Source organism: Labilithrix luteola, assembly GCF_001263205.1.
Lineage (GTDB): Bacteria > Myxococcota_A > Polyangia > Polyangiales > Polyangiaceae > Labilithrix > Labilithrix luteola.
In genome coordinates, this window is record NZ_CP012333.1 from 3,209,676 (window position 1) to 3,235,655 (window position 25,980).

Annotated in this window: 21 protein-coding genes and 1 tRNA gene; 6 read left to right on the forward strand and 16 right to left on the reverse strand. The window is 66.6% G+C overall.

The window, feature by feature from the left end:
* The first annotated feature begins 126 nt into the window (after window positions 1-126).
* Window positions 127-2,631, forward strand: coding sequence for a thrombospondin type 3 repeat-containing protein (locus AKJ09_RS14490; RefSeq protein ID WP_169927539.1), 2,505 nt, complete (start codon window positions 127-129; stop codon window positions 2,629-2,631).
* On the opposite strand, the gene AKJ09_RS14495 is transcribed toward AKJ09_RS14490, so the two are convergent.
* Window positions 2,582-4,162 carry a hypothetical protein gene (locus tag AKJ09_RS14495; RefSeq protein ID WP_146647795.1) on the reverse strand — a complete coding sequence of 527 codons (1,581 nt, stop codon included), beginning with the start codon at window positions 4,160-4,162 and terminating at the stop codon, window positions 2,582-2,584. The genes AKJ09_RS14490 and AKJ09_RS14495 overlap by 50 nt on opposite strands.
* The gene (locus tag AKJ09_RS54260) at window positions 4,117-4,923 is read right to left on the reverse strand and encodes a hypothetical protein (protein ID WP_205633709.1); all 807 of its coding nucleotides are present in this window, start codon (window positions 4,921-4,923) and stop codon (window positions 4,117-4,119) included. Before AKJ09_RS54260 ends, AKJ09_RS14495 begins: the two co-directional genes overlap by 46 nt.
* A 217-nt stretch (window positions 4,924-5,140) precedes the next feature.
* Between AKJ09_RS54260 and AKJ09_RS14505 the strand changes: the two genes are divergently transcribed.
* A complete protein-coding gene (locus AKJ09_RS14505; protein ID WP_146647796.1) occupies window positions 5,141-6,103 on the forward strand; it encodes an HDIG domain-containing metalloprotein in 963 nt (320 codons plus the stop codon).
* Between the two features lie 48 nt (window positions 6,104-6,151).
* On the opposite strand, the gene AKJ09_RS14510 is transcribed toward AKJ09_RS14505, so the two are convergent.
* The 8 genes from AKJ09_RS14510 to AKJ09_RS14545 form a co-directional block, all read right to left on the reverse strand.
* Window positions 6,152-8,161: a serine/threonine-protein kinase gene (locus AKJ09_RS14510; RefSeq protein WP_146647797.1), complete on the reverse strand. Its 2,010-nt coding sequence runs from the start codon at window positions 8,159-8,161 to the stop codon at window positions 6,152-6,154.
* 236 nt (window positions 8,162-8,397) lie between these two features.
* Window positions 8,398-9,087, reverse strand: coding sequence for a hypothetical protein (locus AKJ09_RS14515; protein WP_146647798.1), 690 nt, complete (start codon window positions 9,085-9,087; stop codon window positions 8,398-8,400).
* A gap of 54 nt (window positions 9,088-9,141) precedes the next feature.
* Complete coding sequence (locus AKJ09_RS14520) at window positions 9,142-10,473, reverse strand: serine/threonine-protein kinase (protein ID WP_146647799.1); 1,332 nt, start codon at window positions 10,471-10,473, stop codon at window positions 9,142-9,144.
* A gap of 48 nt (window positions 10,474-10,521) precedes the next feature.
* Window positions 10,522-10,839 (reverse strand): hypothetical protein, encoded by a 318-nt coding sequence (locus AKJ09_RS14525; protein WP_146647800.1) that lies wholly within the window; start codon window positions 10,837-10,839, stop codon window positions 10,522-10,524.
* Entirely contained in the window at window positions 10,836-11,807 is a 972-nt protein-coding gene (locus tag AKJ09_RS14530; protein ID WP_146647801.1) for a PEGA domain-containing protein, read from the reverse strand. Before AKJ09_RS14530 ends, AKJ09_RS14525 begins: the two co-directional genes overlap by 4 nt.
* Complete coding sequence (locus AKJ09_RS14535) at window positions 11,797-13,149, reverse strand: sigma 54-interacting transcriptional regulator (RefSeq protein WP_146647802.1); 1,353 nt, start codon at window positions 13,147-13,149, stop codon at window positions 11,797-11,799. Before AKJ09_RS14535 ends, AKJ09_RS14530 begins: the two co-directional genes overlap by 11 nt.
* Before the next feature lie 114 nt (window positions 13,150-13,263).
* On the reverse strand, window positions 13,264-14,760 hold the full coding sequence (locus AKJ09_RS14540) for a peptidase associated/transthyretin-like domain-containing protein (protein ID WP_146647803.1): 1,497 nt from the start codon (window positions 14,758-14,760) through the stop codon (window positions 13,264-13,266).
* A gap of 104 nt (window positions 14,761-14,864) precedes the next feature.
* Complete coding sequence (locus AKJ09_RS14545; RefSeq protein ID WP_146647804.1) at window positions 14,865-16,442, reverse strand: hypothetical protein; 1,578 nt, start codon at window positions 16,440-16,442, stop codon at window positions 14,865-14,867.
* A gap of 14 nt (window positions 16,443-16,456) precedes the next feature.
* On the opposite strand from AKJ09_RS14545, the gene AKJ09_RS14550 reads away from it, so the two are divergent.
* On the forward strand, window positions 16,457-16,675 hold the full coding sequence (locus tag AKJ09_RS14550; protein ID WP_146647805.1) for a hypothetical protein: 219 nt from the start codon (window positions 16,457-16,459) through the stop codon (window positions 16,673-16,675).
* Window positions 16,676-16,687: 12 nt separating this feature from the next.
* Here the strand turns inward: AKJ09_RS14550 and AKJ09_RS14555 are convergent, their stop codons facing one another.
* Entirely contained in the window at window positions 16,688-17,560 is an 873-nt protein-coding gene (locus AKJ09_RS14555) for a SirB1 family protein (protein WP_146647806.1), read from the reverse strand.
* A gap of 63 nt (window positions 17,561-17,623) precedes the next feature.
* Here AKJ09_RS14555 and AKJ09_RS14560 point away from each other — a divergent pair, with 63 nt between their 5' ends.
* Complete coding sequence (locus tag AKJ09_RS14560) at window positions 17,624-18,856, forward strand: deoxyhypusine synthase family protein (protein WP_146647807.1); 1,233 nt, start codon at window positions 17,624-17,626, stop codon at window positions 18,854-18,856.
* A gap of 104 nt (window positions 18,857-18,960) precedes the next feature.
* Here the strand turns inward: AKJ09_RS14560 and AKJ09_RS14565 are convergent, their stop codons facing one another.
* Window positions 18,961-19,317: a PilZ domain-containing protein gene (locus AKJ09_RS14565; RefSeq protein WP_169927540.1), complete on the reverse strand. Its 357-nt coding sequence runs from the start codon at window positions 19,315-19,317 to the stop codon at window positions 18,961-18,963.
* 239 nt (window positions 19,318-19,556) lie between these two features.
* Between AKJ09_RS14565 and AKJ09_RS54840 the strand changes: the two genes are divergently transcribed.
* Complete coding sequence (locus AKJ09_RS54840; RefSeq protein ID WP_240488477.1) at window positions 19,557-21,671, forward strand: TIGR02266 family protein; 2,115 nt, start codon at window positions 19,557-19,559, stop codon at window positions 21,669-21,671.
* A 7-nt stretch (window positions 21,672-21,678) separates the two neighbouring features.
* Here the strand turns inward: AKJ09_RS54840 and AKJ09_RS14575 are convergent, their stop codons facing one another.
* The gene (locus AKJ09_RS14575) at window positions 21,679-22,317 is read right to left on the reverse strand and encodes an MBL fold metallo-hydrolase (protein WP_146655534.1); all 639 of its coding nucleotides are present in this window, start codon (window positions 22,315-22,317) and stop codon (window positions 21,679-21,681) included.
* Window positions 22,318-22,398: 81 nt separating this feature from the next.
* Between AKJ09_RS14575 and AKJ09_RS14580 the strand changes: the two genes are divergently transcribed.
* Window positions 22,399-22,469, forward strand: a tRNA-Gln gene (locus tag AKJ09_RS14580).
* Window positions 22,470-22,709: 240 nt separating this feature from the next.
* On the opposite strand, the gene AKJ09_RS14585 is transcribed toward AKJ09_RS14580, so the two are convergent.
* The 3 genes from AKJ09_RS14585 to AKJ09_RS14595 all read right to left on the reverse strand — a co-directional run bounded on the left by AKJ09_RS14585 (window position 22,710) and on the right by AKJ09_RS14595 (window position 25,665).
* On the reverse strand, window positions 22,710-23,867 hold the full coding sequence (locus tag AKJ09_RS14585) for a tetratricopeptide repeat protein (RefSeq protein WP_146647809.1): 1,158 nt from the start codon (window positions 23,865-23,867) through the stop codon (window positions 22,710-22,712).
* Between the two features lie 78 nt (window positions 23,868-23,945).
* Window positions 23,946-24,749, reverse strand: a complete 804-nt coding sequence (locus AKJ09_RS14590; protein WP_205633710.1) for a hypothetical protein — start codon at window positions 24,747-24,749, stop codon at window positions 23,946-23,948.
* Between the two features lie 115 nt (window positions 24,750-24,864).
* Window positions 24,865-25,665, reverse strand: coding sequence for a hypothetical protein (locus AKJ09_RS14595; RefSeq protein ID WP_146647811.1), 801 nt, complete (start codon window positions 25,663-25,665; stop codon window positions 24,865-24,867).
* Window positions 25,666-25,980 lie beyond the last annotated feature (315 nt).

The window sequence follows — 25,980 nt, forward strand, 5'->3', positions numbered from 1 at the left end:
GCGCCGGGCCCGATCAGCCCCGGATCACGAACAGACCACCCCGCAATCACCCTCGTTTCCCGAATTCACCTGGCCGGCACGTGCACGGTCGTGAACCACAAGTATACTGCCGCACCTTTACCCACAATGAAACTCCGCCCTACCCTCGCTGTGGTCCCCCTTCTGGCCCTCCTCAAGCTGGCGGCTTGTGCCGACAACGCGAGTCCGGGCGCAAACCCCAACTCGCCGGCGGATCCCGACGGCACGGACGGCGGCACGAACCCCGGCGACGGCACCGACGGTGGCAAAGGCCCCGACGGCCCGGTCGGTCACGGCTCGTGCGTCGTCGACAAAGAAGGGTCTGCGGGCGTGGCCATCAAGGGCCGCCTGCTGCTTCCCGAGTCGATCGAAGACGGCGAGATCGTCATCGGAGCCGACGGCTACATCACGTGCGTCGGCAAGGACTGCTCGTCGGACGCGGCGTACGCCAACGCCACGAAGGTCACCTGCACCGACGCGGTGGTGTCGCCCGGCCTCATCAACTCGCACGACCACATCTCGTTCGCGAATACGCCTCCGCGCTCGCACGGCACGGAGCGCTACGAGCACCGCCACGATTGGCGCAAGGGTCTCCGCGGCCACACGAAGATCAAGACGGACGGCACCGCGCCGGCCGCGACGGTCAAGGCCGCCGAGCTCCGCTTCCTCATGAGCGGCACCACGGCAGCGGCGAGCGCCGGTGGTCAGCCGGGTCTCATCCGCAATCTCGACAGCACGGCCGCACAGCTCGAAGGCCTCCGCTTCAAGATCGCCAACTCTCAGACCTTCCCCCTCAAAGACAGCAGCGCCACCAACTTCCCGCCCACCAGCTGCGCGAGCTTCGACACGGGGCGTGACACGCAGGCGACCGCGCAGAAGTTCGACGGCTACCTCCCCCACATCGCCGAAGGCATCGACGAGGCCACGCATCTCGAAATCGCCTGCCAGAGCGACGCGGCGGGCGATCCGACGCACAACCTCCTCATTCGTCAGACCGCGGTCATCCACGGCGTCGGCCTCCGCGCGGACGACATCAAGAAGTTCCGCGACGGTCAGACCGCGCTCGTGTGGTCGCCGCGCTCGAACGTCGACCTCTACGGCAACACCGCCGCCGTCGTGACGTACGACAACCTCGGTGTCCAGATCGCGCTCGGCACGGACTGGCTCCCGAGCGGCTCGATGAACATGTCGCGCGAGCTCAAGTGCGCCGACGATCTCAACAAGACGTACTTCGGCGGCCACTTCACGGACAAGGCGCTCTGGAAGATGGTCACGCAGAACGCGGCGTTCGCGGTCGGCGGCCAGTACGTCATGGGCATGCTCAAGCCGGGCTTCATCGGCGACATCGCCGTCTTCAGCGCCAAGGGCCTGACGGACTACCGCGCGGTCATCGACTCGACCCCGACCGACGTGATGCTCGTCCTTCGCGGCGGCAAGGCGCTCTACGGTGACGCGGACGTCCTCGCTTCGAAGGGCCTCGGCGCCAGCGATTGCGACGCGCTCGACATCTGCGGCGTCAGCAAGAAGGTCTGCGCGATGGACTCGGGCACGAGCCTCGCGGACATCCAGGCCAGCATCAAGGACATCTACCCGCTCTTCGCCTGCCGCGGCGAGACGCCCAAGAACGAGCCGAGCTGCGTTCCGACGCGTGGTCCGACGGCGAGCGCCGCGACGGCTTCGCAGTACAGCGGCCCGACGGGTGACGACAAGGACGGCGACGGCGTGGCCGACGCGCAGGACAACTGCCCCGACGTCTTCAACCCGATCCGCCCGCTCGACGGCAACAGCCAGCTCGACACCGACGGCGACGGCATCGGCGACGCCTGCGACAAGTGCCCGGTGACGAGCGGCGAGAGCTGCACGCCCCCGAGCGCGGACGACATCGACGGCGACGGCGCCCCCAACGGCACCGACAACTGCCCCGAGGTCGCGAACGCCGACCAGGCGGACGCGGACGGCGATGGCATCGGCGACGCGTGCGCACCCAAGGTCGTCCCCCCCGTCACCGTTACCGTCACCGACCTCCGCGATCCCAACAGCGCGAATCACCCCTCGAGCGGCTCGCCAGTTATCGTGAAGGACGTCTACGTCACGGGCCTCAAGACGTTCGGTTCGCCGATGGGCTTCTTCGCGCAGACCGGTACGGGCGCGAACTCGGGTCTCTACGTCGCCATGAAGGCCGCTCCGACGGTCACGGTCGGCAACAAGGTCACGGTGTCCGGTACCTACGAAGAGCTCTTCAACGTCACGACGATCTCGTCAGCGACGGTGACGAGCAACGACAACGGCACGACGCTCCCGTTCGCGCCACTCGTCGTGACCACCACGGCGGTCGGCGACAACGGAATCAACGCCGAGGCGTACGAGAGCATGCTCTGCGAGCTCGACACGGTGACGGTGAGCAACATGAACCCGGACGCGCCGAAGGACTACGACGAGTTCGAAATCACCGACGCGAGCGGCGGCAAGCTCCGCGTCGATGACTACCTCTACGATCCGCTCGACAACACCTACCCGGTGAGCACGGCCTTCCAGAAGATCGTGGGCATCTGCAACTTCTCGTTCACCCACCGCAAGATCTACCCGCGCTCGGCGGCCGACGTGGTGCAGTGATCGCGGTCAGTCGGTGAGGCGGTAGAGCATGCCGCCTCGCTGACCACCCGCGTAGAGAACATTCCGAAAGACGGCCAACGGGCGCCGTGCAAAAGAAGTCGCCCACCTCGAAGGGCGACTTCTTCTGTTTTGTGGTCACGAGCCCCTCGAGACCGGCGATGCGGACGGCGTCAGCGTCGGCCACGTTCGAAGCGATTTCCTCCGGCGAGAGCCCGGCGGGACCATCAATCGAGCGGCCGCCGAGTCGATAGAGGCCGTTCTCGGTCAGCACGACGACGGCATCGCGAAAGCGCGTCACGTCGGTAGGCCGCCCCGCATCGTCGGGAAGCGCGATTTGCGCCCAATGATCGCCATCCGTGGTCACGCGGAGGTTCAATCCGTCGCGCGCCCAGGCCAGCCAGTAGAGCCGATGCGGATGCGCTTTGCGGTCGACCCAGAAGCGAAGCGTCCCTGCTGCGCCCGTTCGCGTGATTCGAACGGGGTGCACGTCGTCGTGGGTGAGGACCGTCGCCTCGGGGGAGGATGGTGCAAAATACACATAGTCGTTCGGGTCCCGACCGTCGTAGTCCTGGAGGCCGGCGTAGAGCCTGCCCTTGAAGCGGACCATGAAGGTCAGTCGCCAGACGCCATTCTTCCAGGGGAACGGGTAGTCGACCTCGTACGTCCAGCGCGAGCCGTCGGCGTTCGCACGATGCAGCGCGCCCGGCGACGGCCCTCGCCACGCTTGCTCCTTCGGCGGCACCGAGCCCGTGGAGGCGAACAGCGCCCCTCGATAGCGAATGACGTCGATCACATGATACGCGCGCGGAAGCACGCCTGCACCGGCGCGGCCCTCGCTCCAGTTCGTCAGATCCGGCGTGGCCGGCGGGCGAAAGTTCGGACTGCGCGGCGGAGCAAACGTTCCCTTGGCGTCCGACACGAAGACGTAGCCCTCGGTGCCGTGGTCGACGAGGCCCAGGCCGCCGTACGGTGGATCGGCATCGGGAACGAAGAGCCTTCCGCCGATCGCGTGGACCCGAAGGAAGCCCTGCCCTCCGCCACCGCCCTTCGTGGGCTCTCCAGGGCGATTCCAGTCGAACGCGATGCCGAACGGGCGCGCGGCATCGGGCCGGTAGCGCGTGATCGTCGCGCCGTCCGTGCCGAGCGGTTGATTGGCGTGACCCGCATAGAGCGCGTCGCCGAGGGGAGTGAGATCACAGATTCGCGTCAGTGCGAGCGGAGGCGTGCCGACCTTCTCGAACTTCGCCTGCGTGGGCGCGTGTCCGGTGCCCGGGTCCTTTTCGTCGTCGTCTCCGTCTTCGGGATCCTCAGGCGGAACGAGGACGAGCGGCGCAGCATCGGCGAGCGCACCGCCATCCCCGGCGCTCGTCACCGGAGCGATGGATGGCGCAATGCCCGCGTCACCGGCTTCGCGTTCCGCCGGCGGCGAGCCCGAAAGAACCGCTGCGCGCGTGCACCCGGTCAGTGCAAAGAGCGCTGCAAGCGCTACTGGCAGTAGGCGTAGCCGACCATGCTCGACGACGGCAGGCACTGCTTGCCGAGCGCCGCGCACTCGTCCGTCGGCGCGAAGGGATCGCAGAAGCGGACGTTCGTGAAGACCGGGTTCGGGGTCAGATCGCACGTCGTCCGGCACCCCACGTCGCGGAAGCCGACCGTGTCGTCGACCGTCCCGCAGCAGACCTGCCCCCCCGAGCAATCGTTCTTGTCGTCGCACGAAAAGGTGCGCCCACCAGCGCACTGCACGAACACGTCCTTCGTGTCCATGCACGTATAGCGCAGCTGGCCGTTCTTCCTGCGGATGCAGCAGGACTCCTTGCCGGCCTCGCAGTGATCGATGCCCGTGCTGATGCTCCCGCAGAAGATGCCCGGGTTCGTGTAGCCACCGCTCGAAGAGCCCGAGGAGCCGCTGGAGCCCGAAGTACCCGAGGAGCCGCTGGAGCCCGAAGTACCCGACGTGCCCGAGGAGCCCGAAGTACCCGAGCTGCCGCTCGTGCCGGACGTGCCACTCGTTCCGGACGTTCCCGAAGAACCCGACGTACCGGAGCTGCCGCTCGTGCCGCTCGTTCCCGAAGAGCCCGACGTTCCACTCGATCCCGGATCGCCGTCGCCCTGCACGTCGTCCGAAGGCGCGGGGTCGGTCGGCTGATTCGCAATGGTCGCGGCGCCAGGTGATCCGAGCAAGTCGACGTCGCGTGCACCACCGCAGGCGATCGCAACGCTGCCGACGCCAACGACAGCTCCCGCTAGAGCGAGGGCGAGCGTGCGATTGCTTCGAGCCGAGGAGAACAGCATGACGGCGGAGCTTGGCCGCCGGAAGCAACGATGTCCAATCTCGACAGCGCATCATCGAAGTCTCAAGTCGTGTTCGATCGAGGCTCTGTGACATCACCCTCGAGAACGCCTGTTTTCCTCGGGAAAATGGCCGCGGCGCGGACACGAGGAGTGTAGGCGGACGTAAGTGCCCGCGCTTCTCGAACTTGGTCCTGCATGCTAAGGAGGCCGGCTCTCAATGCCTCCCGAGATCGAGTCTTCCACCCCCGGCGCGCCCGAAGCGCCCGGTAACGCCGACCGCGCGATGGACGCGCTCGAGCTCGCTGCCGTGTCCTCCGAGAAAGGCCGACTCGTCGAGACGGCCACGCCCGTGTCGATCGACGACGTGCGTGCTGCACTCAAGCTTCATCCTGCGCTCGTCCGCTCGAAGCTCGATCGCGTCATCATGAGCGACGATCCGGAGCTCGGTCTCGATGCGCTCCTCGCCGTCGGTGCGCTCCGCGTGATCTTCCCGGAGGTTCACGCGATGGTGGGCTTCGGCGACGGAGAGTGGCGCCACAAGGACGTGTGGAAGCACACGAAGCAAGTCGTGCGTCAGGCCGTTCCGCGCCTCGAGGTTCGCTGGGCTTCGCTCTTCCACGACATCGGCAAGATCAAGACGCGCTCGATCAGCCCCGACGGCAAGGTTCACTTCCTCGGCCACGCGGAAGTCGGCGCGCGCATGTTCGACAAGCTCGAGCGACGCCTGGTGATGTTCTCGCCGGATCCGGCGCTGCGCGACACGGTTCGCTTCCTCGTGCTCCATCACCTGCGTGCGAACCAGTACGATCCGAACTGGACGGACAGCGCCGTTCGCCGCTTCGCGCGCGAACTCGGTGAGCACCTCGACGATCTCTTGTGCCTCGCGCGCGCGGACATCACGACCAAGCGACCGGAGAAGAAGCGCAAGGGGCTCAACCAGATCGAAGAGCTCGCCGGGCGCATCTCGCACCTCGCGGAGGAAGACGCGAAGCTTCCGCCGTTGCCTTCGGGCGTCGGCGACGAAGTGATGAAGGCATTCGGCATCCCGCCTTCACGTCAGATCGGCGTGATCAAGAAGCTGCTCGAAGCGGCGATCGAGAGCGGCGAGATCGAGGAGCGTCTGCCTTCCGAGGCCTACGTCGCCTTCATCGCGAAAGACCGCGCGCGCTTCGGTATCTGAGCGTCGTTCCGCGCGCGCGCGCCTTCGGCCCGCGCAGAGGAAGAGGTCTTACTTCTTCTTCTGCGCGCGGACCCGCTCTTCGAGCGCAGCGATGGTCTTGGTGAGCGAGCCCTCGTGGATGCAGCCGAGGACGTCTTGCTTCTTCCAGTGACCGACGAGGCGCGGCGCCACGAGCGTCTTGAGGATAGCGAGCGCTCGCTCGTCACCATCGCGCGCGGCGCGGTCGAAGTTGTTCTTGGCCGCGCACGACGCACCGTTGCCGGTGAGGTCGACGGCGACCTGCAGCGCGGGGCTCATCTTCTGGCGGTCGCCGCGCGCAAGCATGGCCTTCGCGCGCGCCGCGGCCTTCGGGTACTGCGCGCCCGAGGTGCCGTAGGCGATGTCGTAGAGGTCGTCCCAACCGACTGTGCCCATCTGGTTCTCGAGGAGAACGAAGGCTTCGTCAGCGGCGCCCTTCTGGTTCGGATCCTTCGAGCCCTCCTTGAGGGCGGTGTCGCGAATCTCGACGCGGAGCTTCACTTCCTTCGGCAGGTCGAGGTTCGGATTCGCGCGGAGGACCGCACCGGCTTCGCGCATCGCGTCCTTCGAGCGATCCGTTTGGCTGTACGCGGTGAGCAGGGCGCGGTGCACGTCTTCGCGGCCCTGCGCGCTCTCGCCGAGCTCCTCGAGGCGCTTGATGCCCGAGCCGTAGTCGCCGCGCTCGATCATCGCCATGGCCTCTTGGACCTTCTGGTCGACGGTGGGGTCCGACGTGACGCTGCTGCCGTCCGCGCTGGTTGCGGTGCCGCCGTCGGCGCCGTCGGTCGTGGAGCTTCGGCCGTGGATGACGACCAGGATCGTCGCGACGAGCACGATGATACCGAGCGTTCCGGCCGCCGCCGCAACGATCCACGATTTGCTGGCGAGCGGCCCCTTGGCAGCGCTCGGCGCGACGGCGTTGGCAGCGCGAGGATTGGCGCCGGTGAGCGAAGCCCGGCCGAACTCCGGCGCCGAACCGATCCCGCTCAAAATGCCGGGGTTCGTCAGCATGCCGCTCGTCGGCGAGGGCGCGTAGCGAGGGTCGATGCGGCCCGCGGCGGCGAGCTGGATCAGGATGGCTGTGATGCCGTCGATGAGCTCGCGCGCATCGGCGAGACGCTCGGAGGCTTCCTTCGCGAGGAGGCGACTCACGAGTGCTTCGACCTCCGGAGGCACGTTGGCCTCCGCGTTCTTCCTCACCATCGCCGGGACGGGCGCCGTCACCTGCATGCCGAGGAGCGCGACCTTGCTCTCGGCGTCGAACGGACGCACGCCGGTGAGCATCTCGTAGAGGATGACGCCGAGCGCGTAGAGATCGGCGCGCGCGTCGACCGGCTGCCCGAGCGCTTGCTCGGGGGCCATGTACTCGGGCGTGCCGTAGACCATGCCCGCCTGCGTGAGGACTTGCTGGCCCGGCCCGACGCTCGGCTCGTGCTCGGTGAGCTCGCCGATCTGGACCTTGGCGATACCGAAGTCGAGCACCTTCACGAAGTCGGGGTCGCCGTCACGCTCGACGAGCATGACGTTCTCCGGCTTGAGGTCGCGGTGGACGATCTTCAGCGCGTGCGCGCGAGAGAGAGCGCTCGCGATCTGACGGCCGATGTGGAGCGCGCGGCCCAAATCGAGACGGCCCGCCGCGATGATCTCGCGGAGGCTCGCGCCTTCGACGAACTCGAGCGCGAGGAAGAACGAGCCGTCGAGAAGCTTGCCGAAGTCTGTGGCGGTGACGACGTGCGGATGATCGATGTGCGCGGCGGCCATGGCCTCGCGCTCGAAGCGCGCCACGACCTCGGGCAGGCGCGTCATCTCGGGGTGGAGCACCTTGATCGCCATGCGCTTGCGCATGAGCGTGTGCTCGGCCTGGTACACGGCGCCCATGCCGCCTTCACCGAGCAATCGCTCGATGCGATACCGCTCGCCGATCGTCAGCCCGATGAGCGCCTTCGCGCCGCCAGGGCGCTCGCTATGCCTCGGCGTTCCCTTCGGAGGGATGGACGGCGGGGCCCCCATCTGGGGCTTTTCGTCGGCGGTGCCAGGCATCGGTCGGGTCAGAGTACAGGTGCGGGGAGGCGCGTTCTCGTCGAAGATCGCTCGACTGCTCGTAAAGATATCGGAAAAAGACGCAAAAACGCGAGTGCGACCCTAGCACGGTTCGCGTTTGTCCACGGGCGCTGGAGCAAACGGTGCGGCTCTCCGATGCAGCATCGGCCATTCTCCGCGCGTGGTGCCTTCACGTTTCTTGTTTCGTCGCCTTCGCCTTCACGTTTCTTCACATGTCACATGTCGACGAGAACCCCGACCGTTAGGCCGAGAGCAAAGCGGTCGATACCGGCGGGTGAGGCATTTCCATCGGGGCTTCCCCCAAGGGAGAACTGAGGGCCCGGCTCTTCATAAACGCTGCCGTGGTGCGCGAACCCAACGCGAAGGCCGAGCTCGGCGCAAAGCTCCCAAGGTTTTCTAATCTTGTAGGATGCACCTATTCCGAACGGAACCTCGAGAAAGCCTCCGCCAGCACCCTGAACGAGCCCAGCTGTGGCGCTTCCGTCCGGTAACGTCACGATCGTCTGCGAGCTCCGCGCGTAGGTGCCGGCGTAGCCAAATCCAACGAACGCCCAGGCACGGAGCCTGCCTCGCGGCCACGGGCTCATGACTTTCGCGCGGAGACCTCCAAACGTGATGTCACGGGTTCCGCGATCGTCGCCCCCCATCGGCGAGATGTCGTGACCAACATAAACGCCGAAGCGCACCAGCGGAAGAAGCGCCAGATGCGCGGTGAGCTGCCCGGCCGGTCCGATCGAGGCGTCGTCTCCGCCAGGAGGACGCGACGTGAGAAAGCGCTTCATGCCTCCGACTTGGGCCGAAGCGTCCCAATGGATCTGCGCGTGAGCGGATCGCGTCGCGAACGTCGTCAGGGCGATCACCGCGAGGACGACCAGGACTCGTTTCGCCGCCGAAGGCACGCTCATCCGCTCTCGGTCCTACCCGAAAACGAGGCGCTCACCAACGGATGTCCGTCCGAATCAGAAACCGGGCGTCGTCGCGATCGGCTTCGCCCCGGACGCAGGCTTCGCACTGCCAGCGGTAGCCTGTCGCGGCCTGGGAGAGGTCGACGAGCCGTGGGGCCTCGCGCGCTCGTTCGAAGGCGGCGTCGGGGACTCGGCGGTGGACGACGCCGGCGGAGCGGGCGGAACGACGGAAGCCGCGGGCGGAACGCCCATCGACGCCGAAGCCACCGTCGACGAGGTGGCCGAGGCCATCGCCCCAGGCGCCGAAGGCGCGGCGTCCGACGATTTCCAACGGGCCGCGACCGCGACGAGAAGCACGACGAACGCCGCGAGCACGCCGGTCGTCATCGTCGTCCAGCGCGAAGAGCGAGCGCTCTTCTTCACGGGGATGCTCTGCGCTCCCTCGCTCGCGCTCATTTCTTCCGGCGGCGGCGGCGGCAGCTCGGTAATGACCGAACGCCGAGGAAGGATGTCTCGAAGGAGCGTTGCGTTCTCGTCGTCGCTCACCGGCACGGCGCTCTTCAAGGCGGCGGCGAATTCGGCGCACGTCGCGTAACGCTCGTAGGACCGCTTCGCGAGCGCACGCGAGAGCACGAGCCAGAGCCGTGGATCGATGCGCGGATCGGGATCGACCTCCAGCTCGAGCACCGCCGCGAGCGAGGCGGCGGGCAACGAGCGCTCGAACAGGCGCACGCCCGTGAGCATCTCGTAGAGGACCACCGCGAACGAGAACATGTCGCTTCGACCGTCGAGCTCCGAGTTTCCGCGGATCTGCTCCGGCGACATGTAATGGGGCGTTCCGAGGATGCTGCCGTCCACCGTGAGGCCTGCGCCTGCCGACGGAAGCTTCGCGATCCCGAAGTCGAGGATCTTCGGAATGACGTGACCATCCGGTTCGAGCGCGAAGAACACGTTCGAAGGCTTCACGTCGCGATGGATGATCCCCTTCTCGTGGATGTGGTGCAGCGCCGAGAGCACCGGGAGCGCGACGGCGATCGCCTGCGGACCGGACAGGGGGCCGTTTTCGGTCATGGATGCCTCGAGGGTGCCCCCTCGGAGAAACTCCATGACAAGCCCAAGCGTTCCGTCGTCCTCGTCGACCAGATCGAAGATCCGGACGACATGACGGTGCGAGATGGTGGCAGACAGCCGAGCTTCACGTCGAAAGCGCTCTTCCTGGTCGGTCGAGCGCTCGGCGCGCTTCAGCATCTTTACGGCGACGTCGGCCTGGGTTTTCTCGTTCTGGGCGACCCAAACCTCGCCCATTCCGCCGCTACCGATGCGCCGGACGAGGCGAAGTTTGCCTCCCAGGCGCCTTCCGACGGTGGCGGTGGTGGACGCTGCCATGGGGCGAATCGTACAGCGGGTCGGGGTCGGACGCGAAGTGGCGTCGTCTCATTGGCAATTCGCGACGCCCCGGCACTGGAGGGGCGCCCCTCCCGCCGACTTGCGACAGCACACGTTTCCCCCGCTGCACGCGAGCTCAGCGCATGCCGTGCAGTCCTGGGCCGTGCACCGCGCGCAGAAGGATTCTCCACAGCACACGCCCGGTACGAGCGCGGATATGCCCTTGCGGCAGTCGCTCGAGCCATCCTCTCCTGCGTCTGCGCTGGTGGTCTCGTCGCCGAAGTGGATGTCCGGCACCGAGGAACAGGCCGCGACGATGCACGCGCCAATCGCGATGGTCACCGACGCCACGAGCGCGCGTTTCAAAACGTACCCCCGAGAGAAACCGCGGCGCCACCCGGGAGCGGTCGCGAGGCAACGTGGAGCCGGCTCTTCGACGCGTTCGCCTCGTCGTGTGACGGTCGTAGAACCAGGTAGGCGCCGATGCCGGCGGCCACGGCCCCCGCGGCGCCGACGCCGATCCCCAGCGGACCGAAGAGGCTTGCGCGGTCGTGCGCGCTCTGGAGCTCGTCGCGGCGCGAGGACGGGCAGTTGCCGCCCGGGCAGACGTCGTGGAGCTTGCTGATGTCGCTCTCGCGAACCAAAAGCAAAACGACGGACGTGGCGAGCAAAGCGCCGCCCGCGCCGAGGGCAACGATCCCCAGCGTGCGGTTCGGTCCCCCGCCGGTCGACGCTTGGTCGGCGCTCGACTCGAAGGACACGGGGACCACCGAATCACGCCCTTCGTTCACCACCACCTTGCGCGTCGTCGTGCGCGTGCCCGTGGCACTGGCCGAGACGGTGTGTTCGCCGGGATCGACTTCGATGGGCTCGAGCGGCGTCGAGAGCGGCACAGGCCGGCCATCGACCACGACGCGCGCATCGGCTGGTGGCGTTCCGTCGAGCGTCAGCTGGAGGTGAGGGATTCGTTTGTCGAGCGCGTCGGCGCGCTGCCTCGCATCCTCGGCGATCGGCTGATCGGCGGGAGAAGCGGGCGCCGTCTCGGCGACGGTGCGGAACGAATCGCGAGCCTCGCGAAGGCGCCCCAGGGACTCGAGCACCGCAGCGATGCGATAGCGAACGGCGGCCGTCTCTTTGACCTGGGCGACGCGTTGGAACTTGCCGAGCGCCTGCGCGTGACGGCCTTCCTGCTCGTCACGGTAGGCTTCCTGGAAGAGCTCGCGTGCGGCCTTGAGCTCGTCCGGTGATTGCGCATACACGACGGGCGTCACCACCGAACACGACAGGCTGATGGCGATACCGAGAAGCCCCCTTCGGAGGACTTCACTCGTCATCGAGCGAAACCCCGTAGAGCCCGCGCTTCTTCAGCAGGTCCCGGAGGTGGTGGCGCGCGACGTCGGCCTCGCGAGAGGCCGCGGAGAGGTTGCCCTGGCAACGCTTCATGAGCAGCGCAAGGTACGCCCGTTCGAACCGTTCGATCGCGCGTTCTTTCGCTTCACTGAAGCGGCCCGAGAGATCGAGCGCGTTGCGCTCTCCTTCGGTGCCGCGGAATCCATCGCCTTCGCCGGCAACGTCTTGGCTGCGAATGACGCCGTCTTGAGCGAGCGCGGAGGCACGCAGGAGCACGTTGTTGAGCTCGCGCACGTTGCCCGGCCACGACATGGTCGACAGACGCTCGAGCGCGTCGACGTCGATCATGGCGCTCGAGTTCGCGCGCGCCAAAAGCTTCGCGCAAAGGAGGCCGAGATCTTCGGCGCGCTGGCGAAGCGGCGGCACGAACACGCGCACCTGCGCGAGACGGAAGTAGAGATCCTCGCGGAACTTCCCGCGCTCGATCGCGGTGCGCAGATCGCGGTTGGTGGCCGAGACGACGCGAACGTCGATCGGAAGAGGCGTGTGGCCGCCAACGCGCGTGATCTCCCGGCGCTCGAGGACGCGAAGGAACTTCGCCTGGAGCGTGCTCGGAAGCTCACCGACCTCGTCGATGAAGACGGTGCCGCCGCGCGCGGCTTCGAAGAAACCGATCCGACGCTCGTGCGCGCCGGTGAAGGCGCCCTTCTCGTGGCCGAACAGAAGCGACTCGGCGAGGGCCTCCGGAAGCGCCGTGGCGTCGATGACGATGAACGGTCCGGCGGCGCGGTTCGACTGCGCGTGGATGGCGCGCGCGACTTCTTCCTTGCCGGTTCCGGTTTCGCCCTGGATGAGGACGCCGAGCTCCTTGGCCGAGATGCGTTCGAGCGTCGAGAAGAGCTCGCGCATGACCGCGCTTCGCCCGACGAGCTCGCCGAACGACTCACGCGCGGCGGGCGCCGGCGACACCGCGTCACGATCGACGTCGAAACGGATGAGGCTGTCGCCGATCGTGAGTTCGGCGCCTTTCACCAGCTCGACATCGCGCACGCGATGCGGCCCGAGCCACGTGCCGTTCGTGCTACCGGCGTCGTGCACGAGGACGCGCGAACCAACGCGCGTGAGCTCGAGGTGGACGCCGCTGACGCGCGGATCGTCGACGACGAAGTCGTTCGTCGGATGACGCCCAACCGTGGCATTCGCCCGAACCATGGCAAATGCACGGCCGGCGGCGGGGCCGGCGATGGTCACCAGCTTGGGAACGTCCTCGGTTTTCGAAAGGGGGACGGGGTTGACTTCGGTTCCCCCACGGATCTCGCTGCTCATCGGCCGACGCCAAGCGTAAGACAAATCCCTTCAAGGAGGGTAACGCTTGTTGATCCTTCCTGGCGGACGGCTTCCCTGCGACGAGTTCTCACGTGATACCTAGCCACGTGATAGCTACCGCGGCGGTACGATCGGGGCATCGTCCTTCTGGATGCAGGAGGACAGGTCGAAGAGCATGAACTCGAGGGCCCGCTGCTGGGCGCTGAGCTCGGTCGTTTTGCAGCCGTTTGGGAAATCGGCTTGCGGATCATCGCTGGCCCCGCCTTCGCTGCCGGCACCGACGTGAAGGTTGCTGAAGACGACGCGACCACACACCGCGTCATCGGCGGCGCCGACCGGCGTGTTGAAGGACATGTACTGGACCGCCGTGCCGTTGCCGGCGTTCTTGTTGACGAGCGAAATCCAGTCGAGCGCCGTCGTTCCCACCGCATCGACGTTGTGACGCGCGTCGACGATGGGCAGCGCGTCGTTCGCGCCGAGGGCGCTCTGGTTTTTCAGCCAGTCGTGCATGGCGACCGCCTTCGGAAAGCCGCTCGAAATCGTGCTGTCGACAGCCGTTTTCGCAGGATCGGACGGCACCGCGGGCGGCGTCTTCTCCGGGTCGGCCCACGACGCGACGGCCTTGACCGCACCGACCGGAGACTTGCGGAACCAAACCTCGTGGTAGTGCGAGGCGAAGACGCGGCCGCCTTCGGATGCGTAGTCATAGAGCGCTTGCTTCGCCGAATCCGGCTTCTTGGCGCCCGGCGCGGTCTCGTTCTCGTCGCCCTCGCACGACATGAGCACGACGTCGTAGTTTTTCAGCGCCGCCTTGTCCGACCAGAGGGTTTCTGCAGAGCCGAATGCTGCGCCGCCGTTGACTGACGCGTCGAACTTGCTCGAGGCCGCCTTCGTCCCGTTCTGCACGAACCCGCCACCGGCATAGAGGTGGACGCGCGCGTCGCTTCCGGACGTGCCGAACTCGGAATCGTCGAGGCCGATCTTGCGCAGCAGGCATTGCAGCGGGTCGGCGCCACCGGTGGTGAGAGCGATGCGGGGGATGTCTCCCTCGGTACGATTGCGCGGAAGGCGCGTGGAGCCGGCGTCGAGCGGCGTGTCGGTGCAGCGCGCGACGCTCGGAAGAGTGACCTTCCGGCGCCACTTTCCGATCTGGATGACGAGCGGGACATTTTCTCCCACCGGCACGTTCTCGAGCTTGAACTTGCCGGAGGTGTCGGTGGCCGTGATCGCGATCGGCTTTCCGGAGACCTGCGCATCGCAGCGGTCGCAGGTGTTCGCCCCGTCGGCGAACGGGGTCAGATCCGCGTTCGGCACATAAACCGTCGCGTTGTAGATGGGCACCTTCCCGGCGGGATCGAACACGGTTCCGCTGACCGACGTCGTCCCTCCGTTCTCACACGTCGTCTGCTGGCACTCGAAGCCGACGCAGTCGATCTTTCCCCCACCGTCGGGCGGGCACACGAGGCCCGCGCACTCCCTGCCGTTCGTCCCGGGGTCCTTGTTTCCACCGGGAAACTCGCTCGACGACTCATCGCTCCCACAGCCGGGGCTCGTGCTCGCGATCACGACGAAACAGGTGGTGGTCAGCGCGCCGAGGAGGAGTCTTCGCATGCGGGAGAGCCTTTCGTTCATAAGCAGGAAGGAGTGTGTGATCACGACGCGTCGAGACCGCGGCATCCGCAAATGCAGCGGTCTCGACCTCGCGCGCTAGGCGATCACGGGAAGTGGCAGGTGCCGTTGGTGCAAGGCACGCCGCTGCAGCAGTCACCGTTCGCCGTGCACTTCTGACCGTAGAGTGCGCAGTTTCCACCGCCGGTGCCGCTGTCCGGGGGCGGCGTGATCACGCCACCGTCCGTGCCCGGAGGCGCCGCGTCGCTGACGCCGCCGTCCGGAAGCGTGGTTCCGCCGCAGATGCCCGTCGAAGCACCCGGCGGGATCGCGCAAGGCAGGCCCGTACAGCAGTCCGCGGTCGTGGTGCAGGTCGTGCCCTGCTGGCGGCACTGGCCCGGTGTTCCGCAGACGAAGGCGGGACTCCCGCCGTTCGGGTTGGGAACGCACGGGTTACCGCAGCAGTCGGCGCTCGACGCGCAGGCGGTTCCTGCGGGCGGAGGGCCGCCTGTGCAGTCGAGGTTGCTGTCGATCGTGCATCGCGGAATTCCGTTCGAGTCGATCTGACACGTCGGCTTCTGGTTGGCGTTGCCGGCGCAGCAGTCAATCTTGGTGCTGCAGGACATCGCGCCACCCGTCGTTTGCTTTCCGGGCTTGCAGAGCGCGCCGGCCGGGCTGCAGACGGTCATGACGTAGTTGCAGACGCCGAACGTCTGGCCGGGCTGCTTCTGGCACTGCACGTCGGTCGACTGGCCGCCGCTGCTTGTCTTGATCGATCCGGGCTCGCCCTTCACGCCGCAGCAATCGCTGGTGGTCTCGCAGAGGTCGCCAATCATGTGGCAGCCGGACTCGGGCTGACACACGCCCAGGCCCGAAACCGGATCCGGCGCGCAGGAGCGACTGCAACAGCTCGCGCCCGTGCAAGTGCCGTTCGGCGAGCAGAGTTCTCCCGCCGGTAGACACGTGCCGCCGACGGTGCCTCCGCCGAGGCTCTTGCAGACACCGACGGTTGCTCCGGCGGCCTTGCTGCAAAGCCCCGCGCAACACTGCTGGTCCGTCGAGCAGATGTCACCGACGACGGTGCAGAACGAGGGATTGGCGCAAATGCCGTTGTTGCACCAGCTCGACGCGCAGTCGGTGTTCGTGGTGCAGGGGTTTCCCGTCGTCGGCTTGCCACCAGGGCTGAGCGACTTGCAGACGCCGCCGCCTTTGCCGTCCGGCGCGCAGTTCTGGCTGCAACAATCGGTGTTCGCCGCGCACGAGAGACCGTCCGCCTCGCAGACGAGGGAGCTGCAGGTGCCGCCGGTACAGGTGCCGGTGCAGCACTCGTTGCCGGCCGCGCACGTCGCGCCCGGCAGCTTGCAGAGCGTGTTGGGGTCCTGACACGATTTGCTCGTGTCGTCGCAGTTCGCCGAACAGCACTCGGTGCTCGACGTGCAGTCCCCGCCCTTCGGCTTGCATTGGAGGTTCGCGTCGGGATCGCGACCACCATCCGTGATGGTGTCGATGAACCCGTCGTTGGACGCGCCGTCGCCGACCCCGGTGTCGTCTTGTCCTTGGGTCTGACTCGAGTCGCCACCGTCGGCGGCGTCGTCGGTCGTCGAATCGCTACCGCACCCGACGAACACCGCCGTCGTCAGAGCGAACGTCATGCAAGCGCCAAGAGCCCAGGGAAGCCTCCGCATTCGTCTCCTCCTCGATGCGTCCGATTTCCAGCTCGGTCGCGGTCGCACGTCGCCAGCTCCTTCGAGACCAGCTCGGTGTCATCCATCAGAAGAAGAGCCCAGCGCTGGCCTTCGCGAAATGGTCCACGTCCCGACCGCCACTGGCAATCGGCCCGACCGGCCTCCATACACCGCATCTCTCGATCAAGGACGCGGACCGCGCGGGTGTCCACATCGATTGGTCACCGCAGTGACCTGCCGCGGCGTCAGTTGAGCACGGTTTTCGACGCCGACTTCGCGCGACCGAGGGCGGCGAGGCGCTCTTCGATCTGAGGAACGTCGGGCGCGAGCGGCTCGAGTTCGAGGACGCGCGCGAGATCGTGAGCGGCAAGCTCGGAGGCGCCGAGGCGCAGGCTCACGCCGGCGCGTTCGCGGAGCATGCGCGCGTCGTCGGGAAGGAGCGTGACCATTCGATCGATGGTCACGAACGCGCGACCGTGATCGCCGCGCGTCGCCCAGATCGCTTTGAGGTTCGTGAGCAAGCGCACGAGCGTGGCGCGCGACGTCGCGGGCGCGAAGAGGGAGGCGTGCAACTCGGCCTTCTCGCCGAGCGCGCGGCGCAGCAGCGTGAGGGCATCGCTTTCGTCGACGAGGCGACCGCTCTCGAAGGGATCGACGAAGATCGGAGGCAGGTCGCTTCCATTGTTCGCATCGATGCGCACGAGGAAGTGGCCCGGGAAACCAACGCCGCTCGCCATCACACCGGCGCGGCGCGCGAGCGCGCACCAAACGATCGACAACGTGATGGGGATGCCGAGCCGGCGCTCGAGGACGTCGGGCAAGAGGCTGTTTTTGGGATCGTAGTAGTCGTCGCCGTTGCCGCGGAAGCCGAGCTCGAGAAAGCGTGCGCTCACCGCTTCGGCCTGGGACAGCGGCGACTGCTCGTCGAGGTGCAGGGCCAGGAGCGGGGCCGCCATCTCGTCGAGGTGCGCGAGGACGGCGCGGACGTCGAGCGTGGGGTAGACGTCCTTCGCCACGAGCGCGGCCCCGAGGGCAATGTCGATGGCGTCGTCGGCCAACCGGGCGAGTTGCTCGAACGTGGGCAGGCGCTCCTGGGACCCTTCGCGCAGCGTCGTCATGACGAGGGGATGCTAGGAACGCTTGACGCGGCGTGAAAGCCCAAAGAAAAGTCGTGCACTTTCATGGCAAGCACGTCCAAGCAGACCCTCCGCAAGGGCTTCGACCGCGCCCGCAACGTTCATCCCGTCGGCATCACTGGCAAAGAACGCCCCGTCGACGTGATCGAAAACATGTTCCCGGCCTATGTGGGCCGCCAGGAACGCACCGCGTTCGAGCTCATGCGTCGCAGCTCGCAGGACGACTGTTGCACCTTCGTCACGATGTCCGGCGCGATGACCCCCGCCGGTCTCCACCAGTCGTGCCTCATCCCGCTGATCGAGCGCGGTCTCGTCGACTGCCTCACCACGACCGGCGCGAACCTCTATCACGACGCGCACCGCATCATCGGTCACCGCATCCGCGAGATCGATCCGAACGCGGGTGACCTCCAGTACCGCCTCGCGCGCATCATCCGCATCTACGACCTCGGCTTCTGGGAGGAGACGCTCCTCCAGACGGACAAGCTGTTCAGCGCGATCCTGCTGAAGCCCGAGTTCCAGAAGAAGATGACGACGACCGAGCTGCACTGGCTGCTCGGCAAGAACGTCGCGGAGATCGAGAAGGCGCTCGGCATCGAGAGCCCGTCGCTCTTGTCGACTTGCTACAAGTACGGCGTTCCGATCTTCGTCGGCGCGGTGCAGGACGGCTCGATCTTCCTGAACATCGTGAAGCTGAAGCGCCTCTACGGGGACGCATTCAAGCTCGAGATCGACGTCAACGACGACGTCTTCGAGATGGGCGCCATGCAGCACCACTGCTTCGGCACCCTGAAGAAGAAGATGGCGATCTGGATCCTCGGCGGCGGCGTTCCGAAGAACTACACGCTGCAGGGCGAGCCTCTCCTCGATCAGATCCTCGGTGTTCCGACGCACGGCTTCGACTTCGACGTGCAGTTCTGCGTCGACCCCGTCGACAACGGCGCGCTGTCGTCGTGCCCGGCCGGCGAAGGCCACACCTGGGGCAAGGTCTCGGCGGAGAGCGTGCAGTACGGTTCGATGTACGTGCACACGGACGTCACGGCCGTCTTCCCCTGGCTCACGTACGCGCTCCTCTCGGACGCCCGCATCCACAAGAAGCCGCGCCGCCTCTACGACAACCGCATCGACGCAGTGAAGACCCTTCAGCGCGAGGTCGACAAGAGGAAGAAGAAGCTCCTCACGACCGTGGAGTTCGACATCCCGAAGAAGGCGCCCAAGGCGGCGAAGAAGGCCGGCGGCGCGAAGGCCAAGGCGAAGAAGAAGACCGCCGCGCGCTGACACGCGGAAGGCCCATCACGTCATGACGCGCTTCGCCTGAGGATCGGGCGAGGCGCGTTGGCCGTTTGCGGCACTTCGATAAGTGCGTTCTCGAAGCTCGAAGCTCAGAGCGCCGAGAGCATGTCGAACATGGCGAGCACGTCGGCGGGAGCCGCGAACTCGAACTGCACGCCGGCACGTGCGACGAGACGCCCTCGCCCGCCCGCCTCCGGCGCGTCGATCCATTGAGGAGGCTGCGCCCAGGCGACGACGGCCATGACGACGAGCGGGTCCCACAAGGTCGGCGTGGCAAACGAGATCGTCAGGTGTTCCCCGGCTAGGAGAGCCTCCTCGGTCTCGAGACCCGCCCCCGCGAGGCTCACATCGATGACGAGCCCGCGGCTCGACGCGCCCGAGCGCTGTCCGACGAGGTCGACCGGGAGGCGAACCGAACGGCGCTCGTGTGCGCGAAAATGAGACAAATGCGAAAGATGAGAACTGTGTGAATGGCCAGCGCCAGCGCGGCCGTTCATGGCCCGACACCCACGGCGGAAAACGATAGCACGGAGGGCATTGCCCCCGGCCGGGGTTCCGGAACGGTCCGCGAAAAAACCCGCGCGTTGGCGTTTTTCAATCGGGCTCGGTTAGGATGGATGGTGCCAAGTCACGTCAGCGAGCGTGTGCGTGAGACGTTCGTTTTTCTGGGCGGGCCGGAAAACCAATGAGCCAGGATACGCGTAAGGACAAGCGCGCCAAGGTCGTCAGCCTCAACGTTCGCTACAAGAGCGCCACGGTCGACGAGTTCATCGAGAACCACTCGCACGACGTCAGCAAAGGCGGAATCTTCGTCAAGACGCCGACGCCGTTCCCGCCTGGGACGCTTCTCAAGTTCGAGATCCGTCTGGCGGGCGACAAGAGCGTGCTCTCCGGCGTTGGTCGCGTCGTTTGGAAGCGTGAGCCCACGCAGGCCGCCGCCGACAAGCCCGCCGGCATGGGCGTGAAGTTCATCAAGATCGACGATGCCTCGCGCGCCGTCATTGACCGGCTCGTCTCGCAGAAAGCCGACGCCGGTAGCGCCTACACGTCCGAGCCCATGGCGCCCGAGGCCAACGAGCCGCCCGCACAGGCCTCGACGCTCCGCGGCATCGTCGCGGCGAAGCCCTCGGAAGCGCCGGCAGCGCCTGCACCTCCGGTGAACGTTCCCGCGCCGACGCCGGTTGCGAACAAAGTTCCTCTGCCGACGCCGGGGCCCGCAATCGCGAAGCCCGCGCCGGCTCCCGTCGCAGCGAAGCCCGCACCGGCAGCGGCACCGGCTCCCGTCGCAGCGAAGCCTGCACCGGCGCCCGCTCCCGTTCCCGGTCCCGCTCCTGTTCCTGGCCCCGCGACGGCGGCCTCGGCCACGTCCTCGGGCGCGGTTCGTGCGGCGCCTCCGGCACCTCCGACGCCCAAGCCGATCGGATCGCCTTCGGCAGGCGGCATCGCCGCTGCGCCGGCCGCGTCGAGCACCGGGAAAGTTCCGGCCGCGCGTCCCGCGCCCATCGCGAACAAGCCTTCCACGATGCTCGGGGTCGGCCCGGCGATGACGCCGCCGATCTCCGCGTCCGGCATTGCGGCGGCTCCGCCGGCCGCACCGCCCCCTGCCCCTGTGCCTCCGCCTTCGGAGCTCGGTGGGCCGCCCCGCCCGCCGCCCGTCGTCGCCCGCAAGGCGACGATGATGGGCATCGCTCCCCCCAGCGGGAGCGACGAAGCGCGCGCCGAGGCCGACCTCTCGTCGCTCTTCAACGAGGTTACCGGTGGGTCGTCCGGGACGGGCCCCGCGGCCAAGCCGTTCACGCCCGCCGCCTCGACGCCCGCGGCCCCCGCCGCCGAGCCGATCCCCTCGGCGACGCTCGCATCCGCGAAGCCTGTCGAGAAGCAGGCCGCCGAGCCGATGTTCCCCAAGTTCGCGCCCGACGCGTCGAACGAACCCGTTCGCGATCCGACGGTGATGAAGCAGGCCGCCGAGCTCCTCGAAGAGGCGCTCAAGGAGGCCGGTGGCTCGCTCGACGAGATCGGGCAGAACCCGCTCTTCAAGGGCGGTGATCTCGCCACATCGATCGGTGCGTCGTCCGGCGCCGAGCCGCTCACGATCGGCCAGTCGGGCAACACCGTCGTCATCGCGAAGAGCAATCCGCCCCCGCCGGTCACGCCGGCCGCGACCACGAAGTCCCCCTCGACGCCTCCGCGCGCGGGCTCGCAGCCCTCGCGTCAGGAGGTCACCGTTCGCCGCATGGCCGACGACCTCGTGCCGCCGAAAAAGAAGGGCGGCGCGGGCGTGGCCATCGCGGTGGTTCTGCTCCTCGGCCTCGGAGGCGGAGGCGCCTACGCGTGGCAGAGCGGCATGCTTGCGAAGTACACGGGTGACGGCGCTCCGCCTCCGCCGACGCCCAGCGCTTCGGTGAGCGCTTCCGCGAGCGCGGCGCCTCCGTCGAGCGCGAGCGCGAGCGCGGCTCTCGCGGCGGCGGCTCTCACCGATGGCGGCGCAGAAGCTGCGGACGCCACGGCCACGGCCACGGCCACGGGTGACGCGGGCTCTGTCGCGGCCGGCGATGCGGGAGCGCACGCGGCGGATGCCGGCAAGGCAGCCACCTCGGAGACAGCGGCGACGGTCACGGCGGTGGTCGCGCCCGCACCTCGCCCGGCTCCGCGCCCGCGTCCGGCACCCAAGCCCGAATCCACGGGCGGCGACACTCCCTCGGAAGCGCCCGCGGAGAAGCCTGCCCCGGCCGAAAAGCCCGCTCCGGCCGAGAAACCGGCTCCGGCCGAGAAGCCGGTCGCGCCCGAAACGACCGAGTGATCCCCGACTAGCGACGGACGAGGAACGGGTTCTTCACCCGCTCCTCTCCGATCGTGGTCTCCGGCCCATGGCCGGGAACGACGATGGCGTCGTCGGGCAGCGTGAGGATCTTCTCGCGCAAAGAGCGCTGGATCTCGTCCTGATCTCCGCCCCAGAGATCCGTTCGCCCGATGCCACGCCGGAAGAGCGTGTCGCCCGAGAACACGTGCGTCTTGCCATCCGCCGACACCACGAAGGTGGTGCTCCCCGGCGTGTGCCCAGGCGTGTGCAAAATGCACATTTCACTCGAGCCAACGCGAATCGTCGCCCCGTCGACGAGCGATCCTTCCATGTCCGCCACCTCGGGCAGCGGGATCCCGAGCATCGCCGCCTGGACCGGCAAGATGTCGTAGAGGAAGCGATCCGCCTCGTGGATACACGCCCGCGCTCCGCTCGAGCTCTGGATGCCCGCGGTGGCGCCGACATGATCGATGTGCGTGTGGGTATGAACGATCGCCTCGACCTTGGCGCCGAGCGAGGTGAGCCGTGCCTGGATGGCTTCGAGGTCCCCGCCGGGGTCCACCACGATCGTCCGTTTGCTCACCGGATCGTGGACGAGGGAACAGTTGCACCCCAGCGGGCCCGCAGGAAACGACTCGATGTGCATGTCCGTTGCCGGAGTTTCTAGCACCACCCCCTCCCAGCCCTTGAAAAATGGGGTAGCTGAGGTAGTTTGCGGACTCGCTTTTCCGGCGTCGTCTAATGGCAGGACAGAGGATTTTGGATCCTCTTATCAAGGTTCGAATCCTTGCGTCGGAACCCCTGTCTTGGGCTGGGCCCAAGACCCATGCTCGGTCTTCTGCTTGACCGTGTACTCGTCTACTCCGCCCGCACTCGAAGACTCGTGCGGCTTCGTCGACTCGTACCGGTCAAGGCGAATCCCTCCGCCGGAACCAACACTTACCGTCACACGGCGGCTCGCGGCGGAGCATTGGGGACGAGGTTCCGCCGCGGAAAGGCGCTCCGCGGGCACGTGCTCTACAGACTCCGGCGCTGTGACTATTTCGCGGAGTCGTACGGGATGCGCTGACGAAGGTTGCACCCCTCGAAGCGCAAGATGCCCGCTTCGTCGACGCTCGGGAACTTGCCTGGGCTCCCTTCGGGATCCTCCCAGGCGATTGCGGCGACCGGTCGATGGGCGCGTACATCCCAGAAAGCCGTGGTGGTACGCGTGCCGTTATCACTCGAAGAACAATCGACGAGTTTGTCTGTCGGACAACCTGTCGAGCACATCACCACCGAGCTATCGAGACGGAGGACCCCGCCTGTCACATCGGCCTGAACTTCGGGGAACGTCTCGGGGCACTTGAAGCCGCCGTCCCAACGTTGGACGGCGTTGCGCACGGCATGGATGTGGCCATGTTCGTCTTCGACCAAGACATCGAGGTCCAAGGAACCAGAGGCGGAGACGACGAGCACACGGCCGTCCTTGAGCGATCGACAGGTGGACGAATCCGGTGGGCAGCGCGGCTCGCGCGCGTTCGGTGGAGGGGTCGATGAGCCAGACCGCAGTGCGCGCAATGCGTCACTCCACGATGCGTATTCGGTGATGGCCGGCAGCTCGGGGAACGAGAGCGGACACGTGTCCATCGCCCCAGCGAGCTTGGCCAAGACCGCCGGCGTCGCATGAAGGCGTTTCGAGCGCGCGTATGCGGTCCGAGCGGCGGCCGCGTCTCCTTGCTTCTCGTCGAGAAGGCCGACATTGAAGTAGAGCTGCGCGACGAGCTTCGGCGGACCGCCGAGCGCGATCGCGCTCAGAAAGTCGGTGCGCGCGCCGGCATTGTCACCACCGCGCAGTTTGGCAAAGCCACGCTCCCCAAGGATCTGGGGATCGGCCGCGAGCACATCGAGCGCTCGCGTGAAGGCGTCTACGGCCGCTTTCGTGTCGCCTTTCTGCGTCGCCGAGCGCCCCATCGCGATGGCGCGTGCACGAGCCGCGAGCGCTTCGGCCGATGGCGTAGGCGCAGATGCCGGAGGCGCCGCGTCAGGTGACGAAGCATCCACCGCAGACGGGCGCAGCGAAGGCGCCTCTGGCGCGAGTGCCACCTTGTCAGACGGATCGACACGCGGCGGCGAGGGCTTTCGGCACGCGATCGCATTGCTCACGAGGAGCAAAGCGAACAGCGCGATCGTGCGATTGCGAGCTGAGCGGAGCACCGCTTCGATGCTCACACGAGCTCAGACGAAGCGCCGGAGTTTCGATTTCGCATCACGACGCTTCGTGCACTCGGTTGTTCAAAATCTGACCGTTGCGGCAAACGCGATTTGACCGCCTTCCCGGGTCGGAACCGTAGTGATGCCTCCGACATAAAGGCAGTCCTTCGTGATCTTGACGTTGAGCGATTGCGGGAAAGTGGTGAAGGTTGCATTCGAGAATGCGACCGCCAACTGGTCACCATCCTTGCAAAGGATGGTCCCATCGTCGTTGACGTTGCATAGCTTGTCATTCGCGAGGCGGCCTTCGGCGAGCGCTTCAGATAGCGAATCTCCGAAGAGCATCACCACCTTGCCCGGGTAGAGGACTTCAAGGGTGGCAAACCCTTTTGCGATGTCGAAGACGCCGTCGTTCTCTCTATCCGTGACCAAGATCTTGGACGTGATCTCTTTCCAGGGAGAGAAGCCCGAGGGGCTCGACCCCGGCTTGTACTCGCGTGCGGAGCCGGTGATTTGATACTGGCCGATCTCGCGACGGTCTTTCCCGCTGGGAATCAACTTGACGATGTCGTCGAACGAGAGCGCCGGACCGGGACAGGCCGTGTCGGGCAAGTACTTGTAAGTCGGATCGCTCGGCGTGCCGTCGTTGGAACAAATCCCCTTCACATCGTCCGCCGTGGGGGTGCCGTTGAAGAAGAAATCCTCCTTGCCGTTCACGGGAGCATTGCAGTGGACAGTATTGAACACGGTCTCCGCGCTGCTGCTCCTTTCTGCTTCGCTGCCGTCGTCTGCTGCGGAGCAGCCCATGGACAGCGGAGCCGCGAGGGCCAAGAGGGATAACGAGATCCTGGTGATCGTGCGAAGGTTTGTTGCCGAGCCGTTCATGATGCTTTTTCCTTTGTCGTGAACTGGAATGCGAGCCGAGCCCACGGAGTGGCCGCTCACTTCCGGCTCCTCACTGGAAGCGATGGTAGATGACGAAGCGGCCCTTCTGATTGGGCTACGCGAAGAGCTCGGTCGAGAGACGAACACACGACGGCGAGATGGTGCCGCTCCATCCGTCGTTGGTGTCGACCATCTGGTAGCCACGTCCGCCGGCGATGACAGCGGTCGCTTTAGGACAGGTGACGTTACCGGTCCCGACATCGATGGTGCAGTTCGCCACCGCATAACCTTCGCTGAATAGGAGATTCACCGATCCTCTGCCTCCCACCGACGACTGGAAGGTAATCAGGTCGTTCTCACGGTTTTTCATCAGGAGCGACATGCTGTCCTGGACGAACGACACCGCGAGCCCCGGTCGATTCTCCGTCCTCGGCTTCGTCGTGCCGGGCGGGCAGATTTTACCGAGCGTGCAAAATTGATCCGTGATCCAGTCGTAACCTGGCATGCCCTCTATGAAGCAGCAGTCCAGAGGCGGATCGAGTTGAACGATGTTGGTGTAGTTGTGGATGAGCAGCTTTCCGCTGTGCCTCGGGACCATGCGGGCGACCTGGTGTGTCTCGAGTTCCTCCTGACGGGTCCACGTTCCGTCCCGACCTGGAAGAAACGCATGGATCCATTCTCCGTCGGCAAGGACACCTCGCTGATCGCCTCCGCGATTGGGGAAGATCTTGGCGATATCGGCATCCGTCAAGGGCGCGGGCGGGCAGCTCGCGGGATCGCTCTCGTCCACCGCAGTCGGAACGTCGCTGAGCCCGCTCGAGTTCGCGTCGGCGGTGTCGGTGCTGGTGCTGCACGCGATCGAGGCAAGGCTCGCTAGCGCGCCTGCCACAACGAACGATGCAGTTCGAACGGTCATGATCTTCTCCGTGGCGCCGGCGGAAGTCCCGGACGATTGGGACTTTGCAAGACCATGGCCACCGTGGACCGGTCCGTTGTTGAATGCGTCAACACGCGCAACAACTGGCAACTATTGAAAGAAGGCCAGGACTGAAGCCCGAGCCGAATTCCGCCTGCGGGATCGTCGACCCCTCACGTACGTGGTCGAGCCGCTGTGCTCACGAAGAGCACACATCGATCGACGATACCCAACACAGCTGCGGCCTCGCCGACCGAGCCGGATTCGAGCTGTTCGACGCGCCGGGAGTGGAGTTCTACATGAAAGACGCGCTCA

Coding starts and splice junctions, on each gene's coding strand:
- AKJ09_RS14530 (WP_146647801.1), bottom strand. CDS start 11,807: ATGACGAGTGAAGTCCTCCGAAGGGGGCTTCTCGGTATCGCCATCAGC.
- AKJ09_RS14545 (WP_146647804.1), bottom strand. CDS start 16,442: ATGCGGAGGCTTCCCTGGGCTCTTGGCGCTTGCATGACGTTCGCTCTG.
- AKJ09_RS54260 (WP_205633709.1), bottom strand. CDS start 4,923: ATGCTGTTCTCCTCGGCTCGAAGCAATCGCACGCTCGCCCTCGCTCTA.
- AKJ09_RS14595 (WP_146647811.1), bottom strand. CDS start 25,665: ATGACCGTTCGAACTGCATCGTTCGTTGTGGCAGGCGCGCTAGCGAGC.
- AKJ09_RS14550 (WP_146647805.1), top strand. CDS start 16,457: ATGCGTCCGATTTCCAGCTCGGTCGCGGTCGCACGTCGCCAGCTCCTT.
- AKJ09_RS14490 (WP_169927539.1), top strand. CDS start 127: ATGAAACTCCGCCCTACCCTCGCTGTGGTCCCCCTTCTGGCCCTCCTC.
- AKJ09_RS14555 (WP_146647806.1), bottom strand. CDS start 17,560: ATGACGACGCTGCGCGAAGGGTCCCAGGAGCGCCTGCCCACGTTCGAG.
- AKJ09_RS14535 (WP_146647802.1), bottom strand. CDS start 13,149: ATGAGCAGCGAGATCCGTGGGGGAACCGAAGTCAACCCCGTCCCCCTT.
- AKJ09_RS14520 (WP_146647799.1), bottom strand. CDS start 10,473: ATGGCAGCGTCCACCACCGCCACCGTCGGAAGGCGCCTGGGAGGCAAA.
- AKJ09_RS14510 (WP_146647797.1), bottom strand. CDS start 8,161: ATGCCTGGCACCGCCGACGAAAAGCCCCAGATGGGGGCCCCGCCGTCC.
- AKJ09_RS14575 (WP_146655534.1), bottom strand. CDS start 22,317: ATGCACATCGAGTCGTTTCCTGCGGGCCCGCTGGGGTGCAACTGTTCC.
- AKJ09_RS14505 (WP_146647796.1), top strand. CDS start 5,141: ATGCCTCCCGAGATCGAGTCTTCCACCCCCGGCGCGCCCGAAGCGCCC.
- AKJ09_RS54840 (WP_240488477.1), top strand. CDS start 19,557: ATGAGCCAGGATACGCGTAAGGACAAGCGCGCCAAGGTCGTCAGCCTC.
- AKJ09_RS14540 (WP_146647803.1), bottom strand. CDS start 14,760: ATGCGAAGACTCCTCCTCGGCGCGCTGACCACCACCTGTTTCGTCGTG.
- AKJ09_RS14590 (WP_205633710.1), bottom strand. CDS start 24,749: ATGAACGGCTCGGCAACAAACCTTCGCACGATCACCAGGATCTCGTTA.
- AKJ09_RS14560 (WP_146647807.1), top strand. CDS start 17,624: ATGGCAAGCACGTCCAAGCAGACCCTCCGCAAGGGCTTCGACCGCGCC.
- AKJ09_RS14515 (WP_146647798.1), bottom strand. CDS start 9,087: ATGAGCGTGCCTTCGGCGGCGAAACGAGTCCTGGTCGTCCTCGCGGTG.